Origin of the sequence: Prochlorococcus sp. (genome assembly GCF_965655815.1) — a bacterium.
GTDB classification, from domain to species: Bacteria; Cyanobacteriota; Cyanobacteriia; order PCC-6307; family Cyanobiaceae; genus Prochlorococcus_A; species Prochlorococcus_A pastoris.
Genome location: NZ_CBFHHZ010000003.1, coordinates 162,664 through 187,567, shown reverse-complemented (window position 1 = coordinate 187,567; position 24,904 = coordinate 162,664). Strand labels below are relative to the sequence as shown.

The 24,904-nt window shown below is 28.9% G+C and carries 28 protein-coding genes; 17 read left to right on the top strand and 11 right to left on the bottom strand.

Going from position 1 to position 24,904, the window contains the following annotated elements:
• Position 1 precedes the first annotated feature (1 nt).
• Entirely contained in the window at positions 2–1,504 is a 1,503-nt protein-coding gene (locus ACTF45_RS05985) for a DUF697 domain-containing protein (RefSeq protein WP_438949541.1), read from the top strand.
• 113 nt (positions 1,505–1,617) lie between these two features.
• Here ACTF45_RS05985 and ACTF45_RS05980 read toward each other — a convergent pair whose 3' ends face one another.
• Entirely contained in the window at positions 1,618–3,012 is a 1,395-nt protein-coding gene (locus tag ACTF45_RS05980) for a pyridoxal phosphate-dependent decarboxylase family protein (protein ID WP_288347954.1), read from the bottom strand.
• Positions 3,013–3,074: 62 nt separating this feature from the next.
• On the opposite strand from ACTF45_RS05980, the gene ACTF45_RS05975 reads away from it, so the two are divergent.
• Positions 3,075–3,572: a nucleoside deaminase gene (locus ACTF45_RS05975; RefSeq protein ID WP_438949540.1), complete on the top strand. Its 498-nt coding sequence runs from the start codon at positions 3,075–3,077 to the stop codon at positions 3,570–3,572.
• On the opposite strand, the gene ACTF45_RS05970 is transcribed toward ACTF45_RS05975, so the two are convergent.
• On the bottom strand, positions 3,547–4,731 hold the full coding sequence (locus tag ACTF45_RS05970) for a pyridoxal-phosphate-dependent aminotransferase family protein (protein WP_438949539.1): 1,185 nt from the start codon (positions 4,729–4,731) through the stop codon (positions 3,547–3,549). The two genes, ACTF45_RS05975 and ACTF45_RS05970, sit on opposite strands and share 26 nt — an antisense overlap.
• 214 nt (positions 4,732–4,945) lie before the next feature.
• Between ACTF45_RS05970 and glnA the strand changes: the two genes are divergently transcribed.
• The 3 genes from glnA to ACTF45_RS05955 all read left to right on the top strand — a co-directional run bounded on the left by glnA (position 4,946) and on the right by ACTF45_RS05955 (position 7,804).
• Complete coding sequence (glnA, locus tag ACTF45_RS05965; RefSeq protein ID WP_288347951.1) at positions 4,946–6,367, top strand: type I glutamate--ammonia ligase; 1,422 nt, start codon at positions 4,946–4,948, stop codon at positions 6,365–6,367.
• A gap of 108 nt (positions 6,368–6,475) precedes the next feature.
• Positions 6,476–7,531 carry a class I SAM-dependent methyltransferase gene (locus tag ACTF45_RS05960; RefSeq protein ID WP_438949538.1) on the top strand — a complete coding sequence of 352 codons (1,056 nt, stop codon included), beginning with the start codon at positions 6,476–6,478 and terminating at the stop codon, positions 7,529–7,531.
• Between the two features lie 18 nt (positions 7,532–7,549).
• A complete protein-coding gene (locus tag ACTF45_RS05955; protein WP_438949537.1) occupies positions 7,550–7,804 on the top strand; it encodes a DUF6439 family protein in 255 nt (84 codons plus the stop codon).
• Here the strand turns inward: ACTF45_RS05955 and ACTF45_RS05950 are convergent.
• Both ACTF45_RS05950 and ACTF45_RS05945 read right to left on the bottom strand, forming a co-directional pair.
• Complete coding sequence (locus ACTF45_RS05950; RefSeq protein ID WP_438949536.1) at positions 7,793–8,236, bottom strand: ATP-binding protein; 444 nt, start codon at positions 8,234–8,236, stop codon at positions 7,793–7,795. The two genes, ACTF45_RS05955 and ACTF45_RS05950, sit on opposite strands and share 12 nt — an antisense overlap.
• Before the next feature lie 49 nt (positions 8,237–8,285).
• Positions 8,286–9,005, bottom strand: a complete 720-nt coding sequence (locus ACTF45_RS05945; RefSeq protein WP_288347884.1) for a GUN4 domain-containing protein — start codon at positions 9,003–9,005, stop codon at positions 8,286–8,288.
• 34 nt (positions 9,006–9,039) lie between these two features.
• On the opposite strand from ACTF45_RS05945, the gene mnmH reads away from it, so the two are divergent.
• From mnmH to ACTF45_RS05930, 3 genes are read left to right on the top strand one after another with little or no spacing between them, the layout of a single operon-like run.
• Complete coding sequence (gene mnmH, locus ACTF45_RS05940) at positions 9,040–10,092, top strand: tRNA 2-selenouridine(34) synthase MnmH (RefSeq protein WP_288347881.1); 1,053 nt, start codon at positions 9,040–9,042, stop codon at positions 10,090–10,092.
• A gap of 56 nt (positions 10,093–10,148) precedes the next feature.
• Positions 10,149–10,502 (top strand): photosystem II reaction center protein Psb28, encoded by a 354-nt coding sequence (gene psb28, locus ACTF45_RS05935; RefSeq protein WP_288347879.1) that lies wholly within the window; start codon positions 10,149–10,151, stop codon positions 10,500–10,502.
• Between the two features lie 14 nt (positions 10,503–10,516).
• A complete protein-coding gene (locus tag ACTF45_RS05930; RefSeq protein ID WP_353884900.1) occupies positions 10,517–11,560 on the top strand; it encodes an AI-2E family transporter in 1,044 nt (347 codons plus the stop codon).
• 206 nt (positions 11,561–11,766) lie between these two features.
• Here ACTF45_RS05930 and secF read toward each other — a convergent pair whose 3' ends face one another.
• The 6 genes from secF to rsmA form a co-directional block, all read right to left on the bottom strand.
• Positions 11,767–12,684: a protein translocase subunit SecF gene (gene secF / locus ACTF45_RS05925; protein ID WP_288347876.1), complete on the bottom strand. Its 918-nt coding sequence runs from the start codon at positions 12,682–12,684 to the stop codon at positions 11,767–11,769.
• 20 nt (positions 12,685–12,704) lie between these two features.
• A complete protein-coding gene (gene secD / locus ACTF45_RS05920) occupies positions 12,705–14,165 on the bottom strand; it encodes a protein translocase subunit SecD (RefSeq protein ID WP_288347875.1) in 1,461 nt (486 codons plus the stop codon).
• A gap of 3 nt (positions 14,166–14,168) precedes the next feature.
• Positions 14,169–15,152, bottom strand: coding sequence for a pyruvate dehydrogenase complex E1 component subunit beta (locus tag ACTF45_RS05915; protein ID WP_288347873.1), 984 nt, complete (start codon positions 15,150–15,152; stop codon positions 14,169–14,171).
• A 183-nt stretch (positions 15,153–15,335) separates the two neighbouring features.
• Positions 15,336–15,653: a DUF3082 domain-containing protein gene (locus ACTF45_RS05910; protein WP_438949535.1), complete on the bottom strand. Its 318-nt coding sequence runs from the start codon at positions 15,651–15,653 to the stop codon at positions 15,336–15,338.
• Positions 15,654–15,673: 20 nt separating this feature from the next.
• Positions 15,674–16,612, bottom strand: coding sequence for a 4-(cytidine 5'-diphospho)-2-C-methyl-D-erythritol kinase (gene ispE / locus ACTF45_RS05905; protein ID WP_438949534.1), 939 nt, complete (start codon positions 16,610–16,612; stop codon positions 15,674–15,676).
• A 1-nt stretch (position 16,613) separates the two neighbouring features.
• The gene (gene rsmA / locus ACTF45_RS05900; protein WP_288347868.1) at positions 16,614–17,447 is read right to left on the bottom strand and encodes a 16S rRNA (adenine(1518)-N(6)/adenine(1519)-N(6))-dimethyltransferase RsmA; all 834 of its coding nucleotides are present in this window, start codon (positions 17,445–17,447) and stop codon (positions 16,614–16,616) included.
• Between the two features lie 16 nt (positions 17,448–17,463).
• Here rsmA and ACTF45_RS05895 point away from each other — a divergent pair, with 16 nt between their 5' ends.
• The 5 genes from ACTF45_RS05895 (at position 17,464) to ACTF45_RS05875 (ending at position 20,510) form a co-directional block, all read left to right on the top strand.
• Complete coding sequence (locus ACTF45_RS05895) at positions 17,464–17,817, top strand: hypothetical protein (RefSeq protein ID WP_438949533.1); 354 nt, start codon at positions 17,464–17,466, stop codon at positions 17,815–17,817.
• A 15-nt stretch (positions 17,818–17,832) separates the two neighbouring features.
• Positions 17,833–18,249: a 23S rRNA (pseudouridine(1915)-N(3))-methyltransferase RlmH gene (locus ACTF45_RS05890; protein ID WP_288347865.1), complete on the top strand. Its 417-nt coding sequence runs from the start codon at positions 17,833–17,835 to the stop codon at positions 18,247–18,249.
• Positions 18,250–18,369: 120 nt separating this feature from the next.
• Positions 18,370–18,756 (top strand): LexA family protein, encoded by a 387-nt coding sequence (locus ACTF45_RS05885; protein ID WP_011132569.1) that lies wholly within the window; start codon positions 18,370–18,372, stop codon positions 18,754–18,756.
• Complete coding sequence (locus tag ACTF45_RS05880; protein WP_288347864.1) at positions 18,753–20,045, top strand: Y-family DNA polymerase; 1,293 nt, start codon at positions 18,753–18,755, stop codon at positions 20,043–20,045. The genes ACTF45_RS05885 and ACTF45_RS05880 overlap by 4 nt, the downstream gene beginning before the upstream one ends.
• A 9-nt stretch (positions 20,046–20,054) precedes the next feature.
• Positions 20,055–20,510 (top strand): serine hydroxymethyltransferase, encoded by a 456-nt coding sequence (locus ACTF45_RS05875; protein WP_288347863.1) that lies wholly within the window; start codon positions 20,055–20,057, stop codon positions 20,508–20,510.
• A 13-nt stretch (positions 20,511–20,523) separates the two neighbouring features.
• Here ACTF45_RS05875 and dnaG read toward each other — a convergent pair whose 3' ends face one another.
• On the bottom strand, positions 20,524–22,560 hold the full coding sequence (dnaG, locus tag ACTF45_RS05870; protein ID WP_288347862.1) for a DNA primase: 2,037 nt from the start codon (positions 22,558–22,560) through the stop codon (positions 20,524–20,526).
• A gap of 98 nt (positions 22,561–22,658) precedes the next feature.
• Here dnaG and ACTF45_RS05865 point away from each other — a divergent pair, with 98 nt between their 5' ends.
• From ACTF45_RS05865 to rpsO, 4 genes are read left to right on the top strand one after another with little or no spacing between them, the layout of a single operon-like run.
• Positions 22,659–23,546: a DMT family transporter gene (locus ACTF45_RS05865; RefSeq protein WP_438949532.1), complete on the top strand. Its 888-nt coding sequence runs from the start codon at positions 22,659–22,661 to the stop codon at positions 23,544–23,546.
• 23 nt (positions 23,547–23,569) lie between these two features.
• Positions 23,570–23,920, top strand: a complete 351-nt coding sequence (locus ACTF45_RS05860; RefSeq protein ID WP_438949531.1) for a glycine zipper 2TM domain-containing protein — start codon at positions 23,570–23,572, stop codon at positions 23,918–23,920.
• Positions 23,921–24,580, top strand: a complete 660-nt coding sequence (ruvA, locus tag ACTF45_RS05855) for a Holliday junction branch migration protein RuvA (protein ID WP_438949530.1) — start codon at positions 23,921–23,923, stop codon at positions 24,578–24,580.
• Positions 24,581–24,631: 51 nt separating this feature from the next.
• Positions 24,632–24,901, top strand: a complete 270-nt coding sequence (rpsO, locus tag ACTF45_RS05850) for a 30S ribosomal protein S15 (protein ID WP_438949529.1) — start codon at positions 24,632–24,634, stop codon at positions 24,899–24,901.
• The last annotated feature ends 3 nt before the right edge of the window (positions 24,902–24,904 follow it).

Here is a 24,904-nt window from a genome sequence, read left to right as displayed (position 1 = left end):
AATGTACCATTTTCTTTTTAAGAACTATAGATATTTATTAATTCTATTATTTCTTTATTTTTTATTGACGTTATTTAGAAATATTTTAAATTTCTATTCTATTTTGATAATTGTTATTATTTTACTGATTTTTTATTCTAAGAACAAAAGTTTATTCAAAAAGATTGCTTATAAAATAATTTTTAAGAAAAAAAATAGTTTTTCTTTTAGAAATAAATATGGAGCTGCAAAAAATAGTCTTGAAGCAATAGATGAAATTAATAAAAAAATAACCAATAATATATATGCAGATTTATTGAAATATGAAAAAATAAAGCTTGAGAAACAGTTCAAGAACGGAGACTATAACGTAATATTATTTGGTGCGGGATCCTCTGGAAAAACTTCTATAGCAAGAGCACTATTGAAAAATTTAATTGGAAAGATTTCGCCAACAATTGGTACTACAAAAGATATAACAAGTTATAAAATCAGAATTCCAATCTTAAAAAGAAATATAAATATAATTGATACGCCTGGGTTATTTGAAGCTTCTAAAGAAGGCCAAGAAAGGGAGGATTCCACAATAATGGAGGCATCAAAATCAGATCTAATTCTTTTTGTAATTGATCAAGATATCAATAAATATGAACTCTATCTAATTAGAGAATTACTAAATTTGAAGAAGAAAATTATTATTGTTTTAAATAAATGTGACTTAAGATCAGAAAAACATAATAATATCATTAGAGAAAACATTATCTCAATTACATCTACAAAACATATTAAAATATCAGTTATAGAAACTATTGCTTCATCAAAAGTCTTCTCAAACAATTTAGTAAACTCATTAAAAATAACTCCTGATGTAAGTAATCTATTTAAAGAGATAATAGAAACACTTGATGCTAATGGAGAAGAATTACTAGCTGATAATATTCTTTTTAGATGTAATAAATTAGGCCAAATTAGCAAAAATGTAATATCGGATCAAAGAAATTTAAGTGCTAATAAAGTAATAAATAAATATACTTTGATTACCGGTGGAGTAATACTGGTAAATCCTTTGCCAGTTGTAGATTTTATAACAACAACATCTGTAAATGTTCAAATGATACTTGAAATTTCGAAAATTTATGATTTCAAGATAACAAAAAAAGAAGCAGTCGAATTATCAAAATCATTATTAACTACTCTAGCAAAACTTGGCATTTTGAAAGGTGGACTTAGTGTTATTACAAACGCATTAGCTTCAAATTTTACAACAATATTTATTTCAAAATCATTACAATCTATAACCTCATGTTGGTTACTAAAAATAGTAGGTTTATCAATAAAAAAATATTTTAATAATGGAAAAAATTGGGGAGATGGTGGAATTCAAGAAGTAATTGAGGATATTTACAAATTAAATAAAAGGGAGGATATTCTAAATAATTTCATTAGAGAAGCAATAAATAATATAAGAATTAACGAGGATCAAAAATCTCAAAGAAAATTGCCGCCATATTTGCAGAGTGACTAATTATTTGATTGTTTAAGAATGATCTAAAATCAAAAACAGTAATTAATAATAAATATAAAATACAAATTAATATTGAAATAAAACCCGTTATAATTGCTATTAATTTTGATCTACTAACTTTCATAATAATTTAGTAATTTCAAAAGATCATTAATATGAGATTCACTTGTATTGTAATTCCCAAAAACTGCTCTTAAATAATATCTATTTTTAAATAGAGGCCGAGAAATCATAAAGTTCTTTTTAAGAAGATTTATTCTTTTTTTTAAAGTCCATGAATCTGATTCGTTTTTATTCATACCCTTTGGTAAAAAGGAAATTATATGCAAAGGACCAGAATATAAATCATATTTGTATCTATCTAAATTATTTTCGAAGAATATTCTTCTCTTAATAGATGAATTTAAGACATCCTCTATTCCTCGCATTCCCAGAAATCGCAACCCTAACCATAGTTTGATTATTTCAGCGGGTCTAGAACCTTGTATTCCTAGTTCACCTCTATTAAAGGAATTGTTTTCATTAGAAACGTAAGGTAACCCTGTAGAAAATGTATTTTTAAGAATTTCAATATTTGAAACGATTAAAAGGGATGAAGTTTTTGTAATTCCAAGTATTTTTTGTGGATTTATAGTTATTGAATTTGCTAAATGAACATTAATAATTCCATTGATCTTTATATTCGTAATTGAAAAAATGCCCCCTATGGATCCGTCAATGTGTAGCCAAATATTTCTTTCATTACAAAATTTACTGATGTTATCAATTGGGTCTATTGCTCCACGAACTGTTGTACCAAGAGTGGCAACAATAGCAAAAATTCTTTTACCTTCAATAGAACATTTATCAACAGTCTTTTTAAGCTCAATCATATCCATACATCCATCTTTATCTGTTTTGACTTTAATTAAATTATTTTTTTCAAGGCCCATAATTCTAGTACATTTTTCAAATGATGAATGAGCATCTTCGCTAATTAAATAAACTGCCTTTGAATCAGTTTCAAGTCCGGCATAGTTTCTTGCTGTGACAAGGGCATTTAAATTACTTAAAGTCCCGCCACTGGCTGCAACGCCACCTGCTAAATCAGAAAACCCTAGTTTTATTGAAAACCACTTGCAAATTGATTCCTCAAGAAGAGAAACACTTGGTGATAATTCATGTGCAAGAAGATTATTATTTAAGCCAGCAGCTATTAAATCTCCCAAAATAGAAATGATTAATGGTGGAGGGTCTAGATGAGCAAGGGAACCTGGATGTACTGGATTAAAAGAACTATAAATAAGACTTTCAATCTCCGAGAATAAAACATCGAAAGACTTTCCCTGTTCTCCAGGAACTGAACATTCAAAGTTACTATCGATGGGTATAGGACCTAATTTATCTGAATCTGAAAACCATTTGCATATGATTTCAGAAGTTCGGTTGAGAAGTATAAGCAAACTTTCGTTACTTCCAGAAGATGTCGGAAATATATTGTTTTGATTATTAAGTGAATCTGAAGTCATTCTTTAAAATAATTATTAATTAGGTTATTTATAATGTTTATAAAAAAAACGTAATTGATAAAATGAACCAAAAAACTATAAATTGGCATAAAAAAATTGAGCACATAGATTATTTTAAATGGATGAAATTCATTTTACGAAGATCAGAGGAAGTAGGTAAGGTTGAATTACCAATTACAGCAGTAATAATAGATGAGAATGGAAGATGTATTGGTAGAGGAAGCAATAAAAGAGAAATTAACAATGACCCTTTAGGACATGCAGAATTAATAGCACTAAGACAAGCTTCATGGATTAAAAATGATTGGCGATTTAATGAATGCAGCATAATTGTAAATTTAGAGCCTTGTACAATGTGTGCTGCGGCATTAGTTCAAGCAAGAATGGGTCAAGTGATATATGGAACAGAAGATGACAAAAGAGGCGGATTCGGAGGCACGATTGATTTATCTAAGCATGAAAGCGCACATCATAAAATGAAAGTAGTAGGAGGGATTTTAAATCAGGATTGTAAAAATAAAATTAAGTTATGGTTTAAAAAGATGAGGAATCAAAAATAGAAAACTTCTTTAATTCTGTATCAAATAAATTTAATAATCGATCAACATTCTCTTCACTAGAGTTAAACCCCATTAATCCAATACGCCAAACCTTACCAGACAATGCACCTAGTCCATTTCCTATTTCTATACCAAAATTTTTCAAAAGATGATTTCTAAATGCGTCTCCATCTACTGCAGGAGGAATTTTCACTGTTGTCAGAGTAGGTAATCTAAATTCACTAGCAACATGTAACTCCATACCTAAACTTTCTAATCCCTTCCATAATTTGATTGCATTAGAATTGTGTCTTCTCCAAATATTTTCTAAACCTTCATTAGCGATTAAGCGCAAACCCTCTCTTATTGCAAAATTCATATTCACTGGAGCAGTATGATGGTAAACACGATCAGATCCCCAATATCTATTCAATAAGGATAAATCTAAGTACCAATTTGGAACTTTAGAAGTTCTTGCACTAAGTTTATCTTCTGCACGTTTGTTCATTGTGAAAGGACTAAGTCCAGGAGGGCAGCTTAGACCTTTTTGGCTACAACTATAGCCAAGATCAATTTTCCAATCATCAATAAAAAGTTCTAAAGCACCTAATGATGTGACAGCATCAACCAAAAAAAGACAATTATTCTTTCTGCATATTTCACCTATTCCTTCAAGAGGCTGTAATACCCCCGTTGATGTCTCAGCGTGGACAATAGCAAATATTACAGGTTTTTTAGTTTCTATTTCATATTTTATTTCTTCAAAAGTAAACGCTTCTCCCCATTCTTTTTCAATTACTGAAACGTCCGCTTTATATCTCGATGCCATATCAACCAAACGATCCCCAAAATATCCTTTTTTTGCGATTAGAATTTTTTCTCCAGGCTCTATAAAATTAGCAATAGAGGCTTCCATAGCTGCACTACCTGTACCACTCATAGGTAGAGTTATTCGATTATTACACTGCCATGTATATCTAAGTAATTTTTGTACCTCGGACATTAACTCTATATATGCCTCATCTAAATGTCCTATTGGATTAAGTGCTAAAGCCTTAAGGACTTCGGGATGAGCATTTGAAGGACCAGGCCCTAATAAAAGTCTTGAAGGAACATAAGTTTTATCGAGATGAGGTAGATTCTCTTCATTTAAAGTTGAAATGAGTTTTGTTTCGGTCAAAACCTTTTAAAGCATTACTTTTAAATTAAACTAATTTATCTACTAAAGCGAAGAATGTTTAAAGAAATTCATCCAATTTAAATATTTTAGTTAACAATTGGTAAACATATAACTTGAAATACTCAAAGAACCCAGCAAGTGTTGAAAAAAGTTACCTTTGATACATAATTAGATTCGTCAAGTTATTAATTTTATTGGAGGTATAAATAAAGAAATGGCCAAGTCTCCCCAAGACGTTTTAAGTCAGATTAAGGATGAAGGAATTGAACTCATCGATCTAAAGTTCACTGACATTCATGGTAAATGGCAACATCTAACCTTGACATCTGACATGATAGAAGAAGAATCATTCACTGAAGGTCTTGCCTTTGATGGATCTTCTATAAGAGGTTGGAAAGCCATTAACGCATCTGACATGTCTATGGTTCCAGATTCAAGTACCGCATGGATCGATCCTTTTTATAAACACAAAACCTTAAGTATGATCTGCTCTATTCAAGAGCCAAGAAGTGGAGAACCCTATGATAGGTGCCCAAGATCATTAGCCCAAAAGGCATTAAAATATTTAGATTCCACAGGTATAGCAGATACTGCATTTTTTGGACCAGAGCCAGAATTCTTTTTATTCGATGATGTTAGATATGACTCTAAAGAAGGTAGTTGTTTTTATAGTGTAGATACTATTGAAGCTCCCTGGAATACTGGTCGAACAGAAGAAGGTGGGAACCTAGGTTATAAAATTCAATACAAAGAGGGCTATTTCCCAGTTGCTCCTAATGACACCGCTCAAGACATAAGGTCTGAAATGTTATTGCAAATGGCTGAATTAGGAATTCCAACTGAGAAGCATCATCATGAAGTCGCTGGAGCAGGACAACATGAACTTGGTATTAAATTTGACTCCTTAATTAGCTCGGCTGATAGTGTTATGACATACAAATATGTTGTAAGAAACGTAGCCAAAAAATATGGGAAAACAGCAACATTTATGCCTAAACCTGTATTTAACGATAATGGAACAGGCATGCATGTTCATCAGAGTTTATGGAAAAGTGGTCAACCTCTATTTTATGGCGAAGGATCATATGCAAATCTATCTCAGACAGCAAGGTGGTATATCGGAGGTATTTTAAAACACGCTCCATCATTCCTTGCATTTACTAATCCAACAACTAATAGCTATAAAAGGCTAGTTCCAGGTTTTGAAGCTCCGGTAAATCTAGTTTACTCAGAGGGTAATAGATCAGCAGCTGTAAGAATCCCTTTAACTGGACCTAATCCAAAAGCTAAAAGATTAGAGTTTAGATCAGGTGATGCACTTGCTAACCCTTATTTAGCTTTTTCCGTAATGATGCTTGCTGGTATTGATGGTATTAAGAATCAAATCGATCCTGGTGATGGAGTTGATGTTGACTTATTTGAATTACCAGCAGAGGAGCTATCAAAAATAGATACAGTTCCGTCATCTCTAAACGATTCACTAAATGCACTTAAAGCAGATAAAGATTATTTACTAGCGGGAGGAGTATTCACAGAAGATTTCATTGATAATTTTATTGATATGAAGTATGAAGAGGTTCAACAATTAAGGCAGAGGCCCCACCCTCATGAATTTTTTATGTACTATGACGCTTAAGTCAAAGTAGGAAATTTAAAAATTTCAAAAGATCTTTTTGAGAATTATCACAAATAATTCTCAGATTGATTTTTTTTTTGTTGAAATATAGGTAATTAATAATAAAAAATGATAAAAGAACAATTTTCAAAAATTGCATATAAAACACTTCAACAAGGAAAAAGTATTGCTGGATTAGCTCATAAAGAATTAAGCACAAGAATCATGAATTTCGTACTCCCGGATAATAAGCTTGGTAATTTTAATATAGATAAAAAACTCTTGGTTGATATCCAAAATTCAATGGATCGTCTTAGAGAAGAGGATTGGAATGATGCGGAAAAAAATATATACCCTCAGAAATTATTATTTGATGAACCTTGGCTGAGATATTTAACCCAATATCCAAAAATTTGGCTCGACATGCCAAACACATGGGACCGAAGAAGAAAACAAAATTATAAAGATCTTCCTAAAAACATAGAAAATGAAAACTACCCAAAGTATTACTTAAGAAATTTTCACCATCAGACAGATGGTTATCTTTCTGATTTTTCGGCGAGTATTTATGATTTACAAGTAGAAATTCTTTTTAATGGAAGTGCCGATGCCATGAGAAGAAGAATAATTAAACCCCTTAAGGAAGGATTAAACAATTTTAGTAGTAGAAAAAAAAGTTCATTAAAAATTCTTGATGTTGCTACAGGTTCTGGTAGAACACTTAAACAGTTAAGAGGTGCACTCCCTAAAGAAAAAATTATAGGACTTGATTTGTCTGGATCATACTTAAAAGAAGCTAGTAGATTTATTTCAAATTTAAATGGTGATTTAATAGAATTAATTAAAGGTAATGCTGAAAATTTACCATTTGCAGATAATAGTATTCAAGGAATTACATGTGTTTATTTATTCCATGAATTACCTAGAACAGTAAGAGAAAATGTCTTAAAAGAATTCTTTAGAGTCCTTGAACCAGAGGGAATATTAATTCTTGCTGATTCAATACAGGAGAATGATTCACCTGATTTTATCCAGATAATGGAAAATTTTTATAAATCATTCCATGAACCTTTTTATTGTGATTACATCAAAGAAGATATAACTTCCAAAATAAAAGATATAGGTTTTAATAATATAAAATCAAATTCTTTTTTCATGACTAAAGTATGGTCTGCTATAAAATAAAAAAAACAATAAATACTTATGAATAACTCGGATGAAGACATTATTCAACTAGCCCAAAAACTGAATAATAAGTTAAAAATTGATCACCTAGATTGGCACAAACTAAAGGGGGAAAAATTAAATAGATCAGCAGAACTCATATCAGCCGCATTATGCCAATTACTAATTTCAGAGAATGAGGAAGATACTATAAATTATTTGGAAGAAAGTATAAAATGGTTAAAAGGAATTAATGTAAACAAGCCATGTCCAAGTAAACATTCATCTTTTTAATGCTAATTGGAGCCGATTACCCTTATTACTCCATCTAATATCATCAAAACACTCGTTTATTATATATAGACCCCGCCCATTTAATGAATTAAGTTTTTCAGGTAATTTATATAATCTTTTTTTTATTTCTAAACCATTACCTTGATCTTGAATCTGCCATACACACCAGTTAGGAGTAATAATTCTTCGAACTCTAATTGATTTATTAGGATCTAGTTTATTTCCATGCGTAACCGCATTTATAAGTGCTTCATGTAAACCTAGTTTTATGTTGTAGCTGTATTGAGAAGTATTTAACGGTTCTAACAATAAATCAACAAAATCATTTAATTGAAGTGAGGAATTTAATTCAAAATTAGACCAGTTAATTGCTGGTCTGTTAAGTAAATCAATAATAAAATTTAAAAGAATTTTGCCCTGAAAAAAGGACATAACTTTATATCTATATTAAGAATATTTTAACTTACCAAATAGCTATAGATCAAAGAATATTATTATGCCTCAATGAAATAGCTGGATGTCTGAGAATAGAATCCATAAGTCTTACTCCCCTAAGTTGATTGATTAATGGCATGTGACCTTCAGGAGCCTCTAATGACCAACTAAATGAACTTGGATATCTAGTCCAATATCCATCTTTTTTCCATCCTATCTTTGGCCATAACAATTCATATTTTTTTCCAACTGACTTAAGAAGTTTAGCTTGTATAGAAAAACCAAACCTGCCATTTGAATAAATAGTCCATAATCTATCTATCGTTTGAAGATCAGTGCCTGACATATTATTGACCTCACTATAAAAAACATAACCACGATTTTCAGCAAGCTTACCAGCTAGTTTTCTTAAATATGAACTAGTTAATCTATCAGCATCCTCAAAGTTTTGTTCTAATAACCTCAACTGAAGTTCTTCATAGTTAATATTTTCATCTGAAGAAGTAAAAAACCAATTATTGTATTTTTTTTCATTAAAAAAAATTGGTTTATGTTTTTTTAATACTTGTAGTAACCAACCAGCAGCCCAATCATCTCCTTTCTGATCAAAATCATCAAATATTTTCTTTCCAATCAAAAATATGTTTTCAACATCTGATTCAATATCAGATAATAAATTTATTCTTTTCCGTTGATTTGATTTAACAAAAATATTAACTAAATTTAATGTATTCTTATAATGGTCTTCTTGATCTTTGTTTGTCATTTCTAAAAAATCCATCTAATTTTTAAAACTATCCATGAACTCCAGAAAAGAAGAACTAGAGGAATTCAGGAAGTTAAACGGCCCACTTATTGATGTTAGGAGTCCAGGTGAATATTATAAAGGACATATGCCAAATTCTATAAATATTCCTTTATTTGATAATGAAGAGAGATCAATAGTAGGAACTGTATATAAAAATTACGGTAGACAAGGAGCAGTAATAAAAGGTTTGGAATTTTTAGCCATAAAAATTGAAAATATTATGAATAAGTTATTTGAAGTTATAAATGATCATCAAATGAAAAGTCATAATTCACAATTTAGTGATCCCACGTTAAAAATCTACTGTGCCAGGGGTGGAATGAGATCTCAAAGTATATGCTGGCTTTTAGAAAAATACAATCATAAAAGTGTTACTTTAAAAAATGGCTATAAAAGCTACAGAAAATGGACTTTAGAAAGCTTTAATAAAAAATGGAAAATAGTTGTTATGGGAGGAAAAACTGGAACTGGTAAAACTAAAATATTAAAATTACTTCGTGATAATAATTATCAGATCATTGATTTAGAGGGGTTAGCTAGTCATAGAGGAAGTACTTTTGGCGGACTAGGCATGAAAGCACAACCTTCAAATGAACAATTTGAAAATACCATCGCAGAGGAATTAAAAGGTTTTATAAAAAATAAGAAAATATTCGTCGAAGCTGAAAGTGCAAATATTGGAAAATGTAAAATACCTCATGAGTTTTTTAGTCAAATGAAAACAGCAGAGAGAATAGAAATAAAAAAAAGTGAATCAAATCGTTTAGAGGAATTAATTAAAACATATAGTATTTTTGAAGAAAAAGATCTTATAGAAGCTGTTTTAAGAATAAAGAAAAGATTAGGTCCACAAAGAACAGCAATTGCAATCGAGTCAATAAAAAGTAAAGATTGGGAATCGGTTTGTAAGTCTGTTTTAGAATATTATGATAAGTGCTATGACTATGAAAAAACAGGGGCAAATAATATTAAAACATTAGATATGACAGATATCTTTGACGATCAAACAACATTGAGATTAATAAAGGAATATATGAAATCATAAATTTTAACGAAATATGCTTTTATTATCTACAATATAAAATTAACTTTTAAATTATTATGGCAGAAAATAACTTAGCAAAAATTCAATTTTATGAAGGAACTGATGAACCAGTTGTTCCAGAGATTAGATTAACAAGGGGTAATGATGGTACTACTGGACAAGCAATATTTATATTCGAGAAACCTCAAGCATTATCTTCAATTGCAGATGGTGAGATTACAGGAATGAGAATGATTGATGCCGAAGGAGAAATTTTAACCAGAGAAGTTAAAGTCAAATTTGTTGATGGTGAACCAATGTTTTTAGAGGGAACCTATATATGGAAAACCAAATCTGATTTTGATAGATTTATGAGGTTTGCTAATAGTTATGCCAAATCAAATGGATTAGGATACTCTGAGAAGAAGTAAATAGATTATGAAAATTGAATCGTTCCTTCTATTTTAAATTTTCTGTTGTAATAATAAGCTTTTTAATAGTATGGACCTTGAGGGATTTCATTCTTTTAATAATTTGTTCATTAGTAATATCGAATGTAGTTAGTAATTTATGTAACCAAATACAAACCATTTTAAAATTACCAAGATTTATTTCCTTATTGATTGTTCTATTAGGAATATCATTCATAATATTTGCTATTTCTATCATTGTATTACCTCCATTCATAAGAGAATTTAATGAAATACTAATAGATATTCCAAATGGATTATCAAGAGTTAACGAATTGATCAACTCTAACCTAAATAAATTTAACGATCTACTTTATGGTAAAGAATCTGAGAGGATAGTAAACATTTTCGACCTTGTTAATGATGTAGTTCCAATTCCAGATGGCGCGACTATTGCCAAAGCAATTCAAGAAAGTTTTATAAATATAATTAATTTAGCTGGAAACCTCGGATCTGGATTTATAAGAGTAATCTTTGTATTAGTTGTAAGTTTTATGATATCCATTGAACCAAAAGCTTATAAAGAGGGAGTACTCTTTATAGTTCCTAAAGTTTATAGAAATAAATTCAGGATTATATTAGATAAGTGTAATATTGCATTAACAAATTGGACTTTTTCTATAGTGATAAGTTCAATATCAGTAGGTTTATTATCTTTAATAGTTTTATCAATTTTAGATGTTAAATATGTAGTTTCAAATGCAATTATAGCAATGATCTTAAACATAATTCCTAACATAGGACCAGTTTTAAGTGGAATATTTCCTATCTCAATCGCACTTTTAGATAACTTTTGGAAACCAGTAGCTGTTTTTGGGGCTTATATCATAATTCAAAATATAGAGAGTTATATAATAATGCCCTCTATTTTGAAGAAGAAATCCAATTTACTTCCAGGATTAACATTAATATCTCAATTTGGATTTACTTTCATCTTTGGTCCTTTAGGATTAGTATTATCTTTGCCAATTGTAGTAGTAACACAAGTATTAATTAAAGAGCTAATTAATGATAATTAAAGACTTTTATTTAGTTAATTTCCTATACAAATATGGATAAGAAAAAAGTATAAAGAAGGAAAGAGGATGTTTAGAGAATGCAAAATATAAGGAATTAAATGTAAAATGATCTATTAGTATTCTTAATTCTGTAGATAAATCAATTAATACTAAGGAAAATAGAAGAATTAAATAGTAATTTATTTTCATTAAATTACACCCTTAGTTCAATCTTTAATTAGAAATGAAGGTGCTAGTAATATACTTGAATAACTACCTATTAAAATTCCTAGGGTCAAAGATACAGAAAACCAAAATAGCGAATATGAACCAAAAATTATTAGTGTTAGTAGAGGTATTAATGTTGTAATACTAGTAAAAAATGTTCTTCGAAAGGATTCATTAACAGAAATTTGGATTATTTTATTATAGTTATCTGAATCTTTCTTTAAATTTTCTCTAATCCTATCGAAAATTACAACTGTATCATTTACTGAATAGCCAGCAATTGTTAATAAAGAAACGGCAAACAAACTATTTACCTCAATAGACAATAGGACACCTAACCAAGAAAAAATTCCAAAAACAATAAATAAATCATGGAATAAAGCTAATAAAGCAAACAATGCATATTTCTTATCAAATCGAATAGAGATGTATAAAGATATTGCAAATAAAGAAACTAATAAGGAGGTAGCACAATTTGTAAGAAGTTTTTTGCCAAGTTTTGGACCTATTATTCTAGAGTTTTTACTGTCATAATTTAAAGGACCTAAAATTTTGTCAACATTAGAAATCAAATCATTTGATTCTTCAATAGTTAAATAAGGAGTCCTAATAGAAATTAAACTATTATTATTTTGAATTTGTAATTTAATATTGTTTAGAAGATTTTTATTATTTGAAAAAGTTCTCAGTTTTTCAATAACTAAATCAGGGGAAATATTTTCACATTCTTCTTTACAACTCCTCTCAATTCTTAATTCATTACCACCAATAAAGTCCATTCCAAGATTAATAGGTTTTTTGAATGAAGTATTAAAAGTTGAATATAAGATTCCTATTAAACTTAACAAAATAAGAAAAGATGAAAATCCAAATATTTTATTTTTATTTTTAATTAAATTAAAACTAAATGATGTCATGAACTAGATAATTAATAAAATTAGAGGGGATTAGATTTACTTAAATAAAGATTTTTTTGTCTTAAAGATTGATAAGTAGTTAAAAATCTTAAAATAGTTTTGGAACAATTTAACGAGGTAAATAAACTTATAACAACTCCTAGACCAAGAGTTGCAGCAAAGCCCTTTACAAAATTAGTTCCTAATAAAAACAACACAAAACAACTTACAAAGGTTGTAATATGTCCATCGATAATAGACGAATTAGCTCTCTGAAACCCACTATCAATTGATCTTATAAGAGTATTTCCATTTATAAGTTCCTCTCTAATTCTCTCAAAAATTAAAACATTTGCATCCACAGCCATACCAATGCTTAAAATTAATCCAGCAATTCCAGGTAAAGTTAATGTCACTGGTATTAAAGAATAAAGAGCCAAGTTAAAAAAACCATAAAAAATCAAGGAAATAACAGAAACAAAACCTAGAATTCTATAGTTAAAGATCATAAATATTCCAACAAATATCAATCCACAAATAGCAGCATAAAGACTCTTAACAATATTTTTTGAACCAAGTAAAGGACCAATAGTATTAGTTTCAACAATTTCAATAGGTAAAGGTAAAGAACCACCCTTAAGTTGAACTTCTAATTCTCTGGCGTTTTCAGCTGAAAAATTTCCACTTATCGTTGCTGATCCCCCGGTAATACCCGTATTTATGAATTGGCTTCCAACACTAGCTTCACTAATAGATTCTCCATCAAGAACAATAGACAAAAGTTTATCTGTGCCTGCAATAGATTTTGTAATTTCAGCAAATTTTTCACCACCATCATTACTAAAGGATAATGAGACCTCCCAATTATTATTAGTTTGCTCTTGCCTTCTACCAGCATTTATTAAATCCTTGCCTGATAAGTCAGTTTTATTGAATAGATTAGCAATTTCATTAGTTATAAATTTTTTAGTTTCGACCAATCTCTCAAATAATTGCTGATTATTAGAAGAATAATTTATCTCATTTTCAATTTCAGTAAGATTGTCCATAAGAAGTGAAGACTTCTCTTCATTTCGTTTATCACCAATTTTGAATTGTTCAATTAAATCATTAAGTTTAAATCTCTGCAATTGGAGATTTTTTAATTGAGAATTTGTATTTTCTTTTTGAGTTCTAAATTCTAATAAAGCAGTTTTACCTAATATCCTTGATGCAGACAAAGGGTTTTGTTCCCCTGGTAACTCCAAAATCAATTGATCACGTCCTAATGTTTGTAAATTAGACTCTGCAACTCCTAAATTATTCACACGTTTATCTAAAACTGCATTGACAGCCTCTAGTTCTTCTTTTGAAACTTTCCCCTCTTCTTTAATCAATTGAAGAGTTAGTTGAGAACCTCCTTTTAAATCAAGACCCAATTGTAGTGGGAAATTAATTAATAAATAAATAGAAAAAGTCAGTAGAAAAATAATAAAAAAAAGCCAACCTTGCCTTCTTTTCATTTCTTAAATACTCCCATTGATTACTTCTTCGACTTTTTCGACTATTTGATGTGGTTGAATTATTGTTAAATTTTCTAAATTTCCATTATAAGGAGTAGGAATATCCTGACTAGATAATCTTATAGGTCTAGTATCAAGATCATCAAAACACTCTTCGGTAATCAAAGCAATTAATTCTGCTCCAATACCTCCAGTCTTCATACACTCCTCAACAATAATTACATTATTAGTTTTTTTGATTGATTTTGAAATTGTTTTCATATCAAAAGGTTTTAAACTTATCAGATCAATTAATTCCACGTCAATATTTTTCTTATCTAATTCCTCAATAGCCTTTAAACAATGATGTCTCATTCTTGAATAAGTTAATATAGTAATATCTTTACCCTCTTTGACTAAATCAGCTTGATCTAAAGAACATATATAATCTCCTTCAGGCAATTCCTCAGATAAATTATATAAAAGGACATGTTCAAAAAATAGAACTGGGTTATTGTCCCTTATAGCAGCTTTCATTAATCCCTTTGCATTAGTAGGAGTGCTACAAGCAACAATCTTAATCCCAGGAACTGCGTGAAAGTATGCCTCTAATCTTTGACTATGTTCAGCGCCTAGTTGTCTACCTACACCACCAGGACCGCGAACAACTGCTGGTATTTTATAGTTACCGCCACTTGTATATCTGAGCATACCCATGTTGTTGGAAATTTGATTAAAGGCTAATAGTAAAAATCCCATATTCATACCTTCAACTATCGGTCTTAATCCTGTCATGGCTGCACCAACTGCCATACCAGTAAAACTATTTTCGGCAATTGGAGTATCTAAAACTCTTAATTCTCCATATTTTTCGTATAGATCCTTAGTGACCTTATAAGAACCACCATATTGACCTACATCTTCTCCCATAATGCAAACGTTTACATCATTTGCCATCTCTTCATCAATTGCTTCTTTCAAAGCAGTAAATAATAAAGTACTAGCCACGAGTAATTTCCTAATTCATCATATATATAAATTTATACCATCAAGGTTGAATTAGCCTCCTTCGGCAAAAGTTATGAGTAGTAATATTGACAAAATCATTCCTGGAGAGAGCAAAAGTATTAAAAGGCCTAAGTCATGTAAAGACATTAAAAAATAACAGTATTACTTAATAATATTAGGATTTCAATTTTTTTTAATCAAAAAACTTCGAATAAATACAATAAAAAGACCTAATCCTATAAACGCAAAAGAAAAAGTTAATAAGAAGGACAATCCAATAATTAATGTATTAATACTAGAAGATATACTTTGAACAATTTCAGATGAATTTGATGGTTTATGGAGTGAAAAGTAAATTGCAATTTTATTACTTATAAAATAAGAAAATATACAAAGGAGGAAACTTGTTAATGACCCAGTTAAAAAACTTAGGGGACCTTTTTCAGGAGTATTTTGATTTTCAATATTTACTTTTTTAATTGATGTTTGTTCATTATTCATTATTAATAGAAAAAAATTTTTTACAATAAGGTAATACCGCTATTAATTAATTTACAGACCCACGCTTCAAATCCATTATCATTAAACATTTTATAATTTTGTTCAAAAACTTCATTAGCTATATTTATATCTTTAAAAAGAGCAAAACATGTTGGACCAGATCCACTCATTGAGAATGATAAACAATTTTGCAAATTTGAAAGTAGATATAATGCTTTCTTTACAGAATTATTTTCTCTCTCAACAATAACTTGCAAATCATTTTTTACATTTATCCTTTGTTCTGAAAATTTGAAATCATTGAATCCGTTTACTCTTAAATCATTTCTGATTTTGTTTGTTTTCTCAGTTTCAGTAAAATATTTTGGACAAAATTCTTGACTATATTTTTTATAAGTATCTACAGTTGAAATTGAAATATTTGGGTTTTTTAAAAGAATTACGCCAAAGTCAAAATTAGAACTATATTTCTCAAGAATTTCTCCCCTTCCGAAACAAAATTGGCATCCTCCTTCTATAAAAAAAGGTACATCTGAACCAAGTTTTGCCGAAAGTATAAAAATAGTGTCGTAATCAAGGTCTAAAGCCCATAATTTATTAAGTCCAACTAATGTTGCAGCTGCATTACTAGAACCACCAGCTAAACCAGCACCAATAGGAATATTCTTTTTTAAAAATATATTAGCCCCTAATTCTTTATTTTTTGATATGTCCTTTATATAATTTGCCGCTTTTATTATTAAATTATCTTCATCTAGAGATAGATCTTTGCTATCAGACTTTAACTTAATTTCGCCAATTTGATTATTCTCAAATTCTATATAGTCAGAAAGATCAATGTTCTGCATTATCATCGCTAATTCATGATATCCGTCCTCTCTTTTGCCGATGATTTCAAGATGGAGGTTTATCTTTGCAGGTGATTTAACACAAATCTTAGTTGTAGATAATTTTGACATTTTACTGGTTCTTATTTGTTATTTTAATACAAGCCTCTGCAAGCTTAATCCATTTATTAATTGAAATATCCTGAGGTCTTGAATTAAAGCATATTTGAGATGATTCTGATAATTTCTCTATCTCATCCGCAGAAAGTATTGAATTAAGAGTGTTTCTTATCATTTTTCTTCTTGAATTAAATGAAATCCTAAGAAGTTTATCTAAATATTTCTCTAGTTTAATATCTAAACGCATCTCTGGTCTCAATGGTTCAAAAACAACCAAAGTAGAAAACACTTTTGGAGGTGGGTCAAAAGAAGATGGAGGTACATCACAAATTCTTCTTATGTTAGAGATGAGTTGCATCCGCACACTCAGAGCTCCTGCATTCGTATTTCCATCTTTAGCTAAGATCCTATCTACAACATCCTTTTGCATTAAGAAAATTATTTTATTGTAGTTATTATTGCTAATTATTCCTAATCTTCCTACAAAAATATCCAATATTGGGCCTGTAATATTGTATGGGATATTTGCGATCACTTTTGTGATTTTTTTATTTATTGAGTCAAGATTTGTTGAAAGAATATCTCCTTGTTGAAGAGAAAAATTTTTATCATTTCTAAATTTATTATTTAAAAGGTCAATTAAATCTTTATCTAACTCGATAGCATGTAATCTACTAATTTTCGAATCTAATAATTTCGATGTTAAAGCTCCTCTTCCGGGACCAATTTCTAGAATAAAATCTTTTTCTTCCAGTTCAGCTACCTCTTTGATTTTCTCTAATATCAGATTATTAACCAACCAATGTTGTCCAAATCTTTTTTTTTGATGATGGTTCTTAAAATTCATCCAAAAGAGAAATAATATGTTTAAATTAAATGTACATCTTATATCTTTATTAAATAGTATGGGCCTATCAAAAAAAAATTTAGGTAAACTCAATACTTTTATTAAAAATAATAATTTAGTTAGCAAAAATAACTCAATTGAAAACCCTCAAGAATCCCTCAATCCTTCCAAAGTTGAAGAACCTTCCAAAATTTTTTATTCTATAATTGATAACTCCGATAATATAAATGAGACATCAAATGCAAATCAATTATTAAAAAAAAGTGAGGACGTTTTTCATAATATAAATTCTAGAAAAACTAATACATCAGAGAATCTATCGACAGAGGAAGAACTATATGACGAATTTAATTATCTTCTTGATGAATAAAGAAATTTTTTTTCTATGCTTCAAACTAATAGATTATCAATAATTGCTATTGGTAAAATAAAAAAAAATTGGATAAGAGAAGGAATTAATCAATACAAAAAAAGAATGCCTGATCTTATTATTAATGAATCTAAGAGTTTTAATATTGATAATATTCGAGTTAATAATAATATTATTATTTGCCTTACTGAAGAAGGACAATCCTTTAATTCAATTGAACTAACTTCCTTACTTTTAAATTTTAAAAATAAAAAAATTAATTTTCTTATTGGAGACGCAGATGGAATCCCTTCAGATATTAAAGATAAATCAAATCTTCTACTAAGCCTCTCTCCTCTTACTTTTCCTCATGAACTTGCAAGATTAATTCTTATTGAACAAATTTATAGAGCTATTTCTATTTCTAATAATTCACCTTATCATCGCGCCTAAACAGAAGATTTAAGATTAATACATAAACCTCTTAAGACAAACACAATTTTAAATTTTTAATATATAGTATATATGTACTATTAAAGAATTTCGTATTCTTCTGATTTAACTTTTAAAAAGGTGAAGATTCCATTATTAAGTGATTCGGTCTCAGCGGGTTTTCCCTCTCCTGCAGATGACTATGCTGAAGAAAATATTGATTTGAACGAGCATTTAATATCTAATCCTTTTAGTACTTTTTTTCTTAGAGTCAAAGGTGACTCAATGATCAATTCAGGAATTAAAGATAAAGATTTAATAATAGTAGATAAGAGTCTAACTGCTAAACCAGGAAATATTATTATTGCGATGATAGATGGAGAATTTACTATAAAAAGATTATCCATAAAAAATAATGAATTATATTTAAAAGCAGAAAATCATAAATATCCAGACTTCAGTTTTAGAAATCATATTGATATACAAATTTGGGGAGTTGTAATCTATTCAATACATAGTTACTTATGAAAAGTAAAAGCTCAAGTACTGAAGCAATAGCTCTTATAGATGCCAATAATTTCTACGCATCGTGCGAACAAAGTATCAACCCCAATTTAAGGAATAAACCAGTAGTAATCTTATCTAATAACGACGGATGTATTATCGCAAGAAGCCCTGAAGCTCGTGCTTTGAAAATAAAAATGGGAATTCCTTATTTTAAAGTCAAAGAAAGTTTGAATAACTTAGGAGTTGCAGTCCTAAGTTCCAATTATTCGCTCTATGGTGATATGAGCAAGAGATTAATGAATTTATTAAAGGACTATTCTGAAGAGATAGAGATTTATTCTATTGATGAAGCCTTTATTTCAATTCTTAGACCTAAAGATAAGAATTTAAATCCTTGGGCAAGAAAAGTAAGGTGCTTAATATATCAAAATCTAGGAATAACTTTAACAATAGGAATAGCAGAAAACAAAGTAAGAGCAAAAATTGCTAATAATCTAGCTAAGAATATAGATTCTTCCGCAGGAATATTTGATTTAGCTAGGATCTATAATGATAATGATTACTTAAGAAAAATTAGTGTAGAAAAAATATGGGGTATTGGTAAACAAACATCTAATTGGTTACAAAGCAAAGGGATTAAAAATGCAAAAGAATTCAGAGATATGGATGAAGATGAAATCATTAAGAAATTAGGGATCATAGGGAAAAGGTTACAAATGGAATTAAAAGGTAATAAATGTCTTCCGATAGAAATAATTAAGAAGCCAAAAAAAGAGATTCAAGTAAGTAGAAGCTTTGGAAAACCAATCACAAAATTAGAAGATTTAACTCAAGCATTAGCAATTTATGCAATAAAAGCGTCCGAGAAAATGAGAAGTCAAAGCTTAAAATCATCTGCCATTACTATATTTGTAAGAACTAGTCATTATTCAAATCATCCTTATCACAAAAGTGCTTATAAAAAACTTATAAATGCAACAGATAATACAAGTACTATTTTAAAAACAGTAATTGCATTATCTAAAGAAATTTATACTCCGGAATATAAATTATCAAAAGCTGGGGTTTTAATGCAGGATTTAACTAATTGCAAATATTTGCAGCAATCAATTATCAATTACGAATCTCAAGAGAAATCAAAAAAATCAATCCGTCTTATGAAAACAATTGACTCCTTGAATAAAAAATTTAATAATGAAGTAATTACATGGGCAATTACAAAAAAACCACAAGAATGGGCAATGAATAGAAATTCATTAAGTTCTGGATCTACAACAGATATTAGAAAAATTCCAAATATAATGATATAAAAATGGAATATGGAATTTATATTATTTTTAAGCAAAATCGATAAAGAGATAATAGATCTGATCAATAAATCAAATAATTCAATAGAAGAAAATACAGCTCTTTGTGCTATAGATAAAAAATTTGTTGGTTTTTACAAAAGAAGAGAAAAAGTAATAGTTATTTGCACTGAAAATGCTAAAAAATTAGGAAGATATAAAGAAGGAGAACGTCATGATAATCACAAAACAAATCTTTATATAAGGAGAGCTTTAAGGCATGAGACGACACATCTAGTACAGTCATGCAATAACAATAAACCAACAGGGATAATAAAAAATATAGAAGATAAAATTCATTCAGGAAAATTAAAAGCTTTAAATTCCTCAGTACAATTATCTGGAAATTATTCTAAAGAGTTAGAGGCTTATGTTATGGAAGACAAGCCAAGAAAAGTAAAAGAGATAATGAAAATTTATTGTTTATAAATTCTTAAAAAATTTATTGGTTAGAAGAAAAATTTCCACAACGTTGTTTATCAAGAAAATTGATATGTTCTCTTTCTAGGTAATATAATTCTTGAAATTTTATAGCATCAGAGTTTAAATCTTTGAATACATCTTCAATCTCTTTATTAGAATCTGTAGGTTCTAAGGAAGAATTATCGATTAAAATAGAAATACAGTTTTCCAAAGTTTTTAGTCTTTGCGAACCCCAGGATTCGATAAGATGTCTACATCTTTTTAATGATTTATATCTTTCAAGAAGAGATAAAGTACCCAGAAGATTATGTTTAGAATTTTTTAAAGTGGTTAAAAATAATTCATCTGGATTAATAAAAGTATTGATTTTATTTGAGACTTCTAAATCATTAAGAGCTAAATGATCAGGCAATAATGAAATCAAGTTAATTGAAGTAAATTCATTATTTAATTGTTTATTATTAGGATCTTTCAAATCATCTAAATAATTTACACTTAAATTATTTACTTCTATTGTTGAAATAGATTCCCAAATAATACGAATGTATTCAGTATTGAAGATGTTAATTTCTCTTTTAAGTAATTCTTCGCGAATAAAAAGTCTATGTTCAGGGCAATGCAAATAGTAATAAATAATCTCTGATTCATTTTTTTCACGCTGACTAACTTCACTTGGTTGTTCAAATTTTTTTGATCTACCATGCCAACGAAATCCTTTAACTTGTTTTCTTAAGTCTTCTTCAAATTTAATAGCTAATCTTGCTTGACCCATGCTTAATCTTTCAGAGACTTTTTGCAAATAGTGAGTTCTTGTAGCAGATTGAGGAAATTTGCTTAATAACTTAACTAACGAAGAAATAACGTTCTGAAAAATATCAGATTTAGATAAATCTTTATTATCAAAAATCTGATCAATCTCCCAATCAATCCAAAAAGATGCATTATCTATTAAATTAAAATAATCTTCTGGTTTATTTTCTTTAAGATACTCGTCAGGATCTTTAAATGATTTTATTTCCAGGATTTTTAAGTTTATTTGATCGTGAAGAGATAAACTTTCAACTTCGTTTATAACCCTTTTTGTAGCTAATCTTCCTGCATTATCAGAATCAAAGTTAATTATTATATTTTTATTATCAGTACATCTACAAAGTTGTGATATCTGATATTTGTTTAATGCCGTTCCAAGAGAAGCGACAGAATTAGTAATTCCTTTTGAATGAAGTGAAATAACATCGAAATAACCTTCCACTACAACTGCTTTGTCTCTTTTTCTAATATTGCTGGATGCTTTATCAAAAGCAAACAACATTTTACCCTTCTCAAAAACTTCAGATTCGGGAGAATTTAAATATTTAGGTTCCTGACCATCAAGAGATCTGCCTCCAAAAGCAACTACACGCCCTTGCATATCAAAAATAGGAACTATCAATCTATTTCTAAAGCGATCGTAAACCTTATCAGCATTATCCTTTGAAACAACAAGACCTGCACTTAAAATTAACTTTAAAGGAAATTTCTCAACTTTTGAAAGATAATTGAATAAATCATTCCATGAATTAGGAGCATAACCTAATTCAAAATCATTAATATTTTTAATATTTAAATTTCGTTGTGAAGTCAAATAATGATGTGCTTCCTTACCCAAGGTATTATTTAGTTGAGATTTAAACCATTCCTTTGTTACGCGAAGAATCTTATAAAGTTCCTCTCTTCTAGATAATTGTTTTTTATATATTTCTTGTTGAGGTCCGTCAACATTTATTACATTAATATCATTCTTTTTTGCAAGTGAAAGAACAACATCAGTAAAGTTATTACGGGTAAACTCCATCAAAAATTTAATAGAATTACCTCCAGCGCCACAAGAGAAACAATAATAAAATTGTTTTGCAGGAGATACCGTCATAGATGGCTTACTATCATCATGAAAAGGGCATATACCAACAAATTCTTTTCCCTTTTTCTTTAATACAATATGTTCAGAAATAACATCTACAATATCCGCTTTATCTTTAACCTCCTGAATAGTTCTTGGATGTATGGAAGGTCCCATTTATTTATTTTTCTAAAAAGAAGTCCTAATTATCATTTTGTTATAGGTCAATTTTTCAAAAGAATCTACTTAATTTCACAATAAAATTATTTTTAGTAATGCTTATAGAATTTTTTAATCAAAAAAGTAATTCATTTAAAAAAGTAAATCTAATACTGGCATCTTTTTTCTTTAGCCTTATGACTGTTTGCGTAAAAATAATAGATAATAGAATACCAATATATGAATTAGTATTTTTTAGATCATTAATAAGCTTGTTCATAACCTCTTTGATAATAAATAAAAAGAATATAAATCCCTGGGGGAAGAACAAACCTTTACTAATCTTAAGGGGTCTTTTAGGGACAATAGCTTTGGTTTGTATATTTTATGCTATTAAAAATATGCCTCTAAATATTTCTACTGTTATTCAATATACATACCCTATTTTTATAGCTATGTTTGCAGGAATTCTAATAAAAGAAAAGATTACTAAGAATATAATTATTGCATCTTTAATAGGTTGGTTAGGAATATTATTAATCTTAAATCCATATCAATTATCGAGTATAAACGTTGAGCTGAATAAATTAACTATATTAATAGCATTTCTAGGAGCTATATCAACAGCGCTGGCTTACATAACAGTAAAGAAACTTTCATTAACAGAAGATATTTTCATAATAATTAAATACTTTCCCTTAATGTCTGTAATTACATTATCACCGATAGTATTATTTAATTGGGTAACGCCCAACATTAATGATTTAACTTGGATAATAGGTATTGGGATATTTACCCAAGCGGGGCAAACATTTTTGACCATTGGATTAAAAAAATTACCAACCTCAAATGCGGCCACAATAAATTATTTACAAGTAATTTTTGGCTCTTTATGGGGAATTCTGTTCTTCAATGAATTAATTAATTTTAACTTCATAATTGGTGCAGTACTTGTTTTGTTAGGAACTATTATTTCTACTAGCAAAAAACTAAAAAAGATTTAAAATAAATAAAAAGTATGTTTGTAATGAAATTTTTCTTATTAGCATTTTTCAGTATCTATCCATTTCTTCAAGTTAATGCCTCAACTCCCAAAGCAGTAACATGTTCAAGGAAGCAATATTATGAAGAATACATACCAGGTACAGAATCATCTCCAGGTTATGTTAAAAGTTGGGTTGAAGATGTAGAGATACCTTGTAGTGGAGAAAGTGCTAAAAATGTTGATGATAACGATTGTAGTGAGGGGTCAGTAATAGGCGGACTCCTTGGAGCAGGAATAGCTCTTTCTTCATCTAGAGGCAAAGATAGATTTTGGGCTGTCCCAGCAGGAGGCACAGCAGGTGCTCTTATTGGATGTCAGGTGGATGGTGGTTAATTGATTAGTTGGATAAAGGGAGAATTAGTAAGTTCATGGCAAGCTAATAATAAATTTTACATTTTAATAAACTGTCAGGGATTAGGTTATGAAATCCAGACCCTGGCATCAGTAATTTTTGATATCGATACAAATAAGAGTTCTAAAAAAGAAATAATCATCTGGCTAAAACATATTAAAAAAGAAGATTCTGATATGCTCTTTGGTTTTAACTCCAAAGAGCAAAGAGATTTTTTTATTGAAATTCTAAATATTAAAGGTATTGGCTCCCAAATCGGGATGTCTTTATTAAATAAATTTTCTGTGAATCAATTAATAAATGCAATTTCTAATAATGATAAAAAATCGATTAGTTCTGTTCAAGGAATTGGTCAGAAAATGACTGATAGAATAATCCTTGAATTAAAAAGTAAGGTAATTACAAAACAAATTGAAAAAGAGAATCTAAATGGAAATAATTTCCTTGAAGAAAATAAAGACTTAGATTCAATTTTTAAAGATATTGATTTAACACTTCAATCTTTAAATTATCCTAAAAAAGAAATTAAAAACTTATTTCCAAAACTTATTAAAAATATTAAAAATTCATCTTTAGAAAAAAAGTCTATTTCTTTTGAAAACCTATTAAAAGAAGCAATGAACTATTTAGACAACCAATAATAGTAATTTAGACCAATAACGTAGTAAAATGTCTAAAGGTAGATAAATTTCATGACTCTCGATACAGCGGAAAAACAAAAACTAATTGAATCGCATCAAGTACATGCAACAGACACAGGATCTGTTGAGGTGCAAGTTGCTATGCTTTCAGAAAGAATTTCAAAATTAAGTGACCACTTACAAGGAAATATTCACGATTACGCATCAAGACAAGGCCTATTAAAGATGATAGGAAAAAGAAAAAGATTACTATCATACATAAAAGATAAAAATCTCCAAAACTATCAAGATCTAATTAAAAAAATTGGAATCAGAGGATGATTT

What these genes read in the sequence shown, in the direction of transcription:
- ACTF45_RS05985 (WP_438949541.1), top strand. Translation starts at nt 2, where the DNA reads ATGTACCATTTTCTTTTTAAGAACTATAGATATTTATTAATTCTATTA.
- ACTF45_RS05980 (WP_288347954.1), bottom strand. Translation starts at nt 3,012, where the DNA reads ATGACTTCAGATTCACTTAATAATCAAAACAATATATTTCCGACATCT.
- ACTF45_RS05975 (WP_438949540.1), top strand. Translation starts at nt 3,075, where the DNA reads ATGAACCAAAAAACTATAAATTGGCATAAAAAAATTGAGCACATAGAT.
- glnA (WP_288347951.1), top strand. Translation starts at nt 4,946, where the DNA reads ATGGCCAAGTCTCCCCAAGACGTTTTAAGTCAGATTAAGGATGAAGGA.
- ACTF45_RS05960 (WP_438949538.1), top strand. Translation starts at nt 6,476, where the DNA reads ATGATAAAAGAACAATTTTCAAAAATTGCATATAAAACACTTCAACAA.
- ACTF45_RS05955 (WP_438949537.1), top strand. Translation starts at nt 7,550, where the DNA reads ATGAATAACTCGGATGAAGACATTATTCAACTAGCCCAAAAACTGAAT.
- ACTF45_RS05950 (WP_438949536.1), bottom strand. Translation starts at nt 8,236, where the DNA reads ATGTCCTTTTTTCAGGGCAAAATTCTTTTAAATTTTATTATTGATTTA.
- ACTF45_RS05945 (WP_288347884.1), bottom strand. Translation starts at nt 9,005, where the DNA reads ATGACAAACAAAGATCAAGAAGACCATTATAAGAATACATTAAATTTA.
- mnmH (WP_288347881.1), top strand. Translation starts at nt 9,040, where the DNA reads ATGAACTCCAGAAAAGAAGAACTAGAGGAATTCAGGAAGTTAAACGGC.
- psb28 (WP_288347879.1), top strand. Translation starts at nt 10,149, where the DNA reads ATGGCAGAAAATAACTTAGCAAAAATTCAATTTTATGAAGGAACTGAT.
- secF (WP_288347876.1), bottom strand. Translation starts at nt 12,684, where the DNA reads ATGACATCATTTAGTTTTAATTTAATTAAAAATAAAAATAAAATATTT.
- secD (WP_288347875.1), bottom strand. Translation starts at nt 14,165, where the DNA reads ATGAAAAGAAGGCAAGGTTGGCTTTTTTTTATTATTTTTCTACTGACT.
- ACTF45_RS05910 (WP_438949535.1), bottom strand. Translation starts at nt 15,653, where the DNA reads ATGAATAATGAACAAACATCAATTAAAAAAGTAAATATTGAAAATCAA.
- ispE (WP_438949534.1), bottom strand. Translation starts at nt 16,612, where the DNA reads ATGTCAAAATTATCTACAACTAAGATTTGTGTTAAATCACCTGCAAAG.
- rsmA (WP_288347868.1), bottom strand. Translation starts at nt 17,447, where the DNA reads ATGAATTTTAAGAACCATCATCAAAAAAAAAGATTTGGACAACATTGG.
- ACTF45_RS05895 (WP_438949533.1), top strand. Translation starts at nt 17,464, where the DNA reads ATGTTTAAATTAAATGTACATCTTATATCTTTATTAAATAGTATGGGC.
- ACTF45_RS05890 (WP_288347865.1), top strand. Translation starts at nt 17,833, where the DNA reads ATGCTTCAAACTAATAGATTATCAATAATTGCTATTGGTAAAATAAAA.
- ACTF45_RS05880 (WP_288347864.1), top strand. Translation starts at nt 18,753, where the DNA reads ATGAAAAGTAAAAGCTCAAGTACTGAAGCAATAGCTCTTATAGATGCC.
- ACTF45_RS05875 (WP_288347863.1), top strand. Translation starts at nt 20,055, where the DNA reads ATGGAATTTATATTATTTTTAAGCAAAATCGATAAAGAGATAATAGAT.
- dnaG (WP_288347862.1), bottom strand. Translation starts at nt 22,560, where the DNA reads ATGGGACCTTCCATACATCCAAGAACTATTCAGGAGGTTAAAGATAAA.
- ACTF45_RS05865 (WP_438949532.1), top strand. Translation starts at nt 22,659, where the DNA reads ATGCTTATAGAATTTTTTAATCAAAAAAGTAATTCATTTAAAAAAGTA.
- ACTF45_RS05860 (WP_438949531.1), top strand. Translation starts at nt 23,570, where the DNA reads ATGAAATTTTTCTTATTAGCATTTTTCAGTATCTATCCATTTCTTCAA.
- rpsO (WP_438949529.1), top strand. Translation starts at nt 24,632, where the DNA reads ATGACTCTCGATACAGCGGAAAAACAAAAACTAATTGAATCGCATCAA.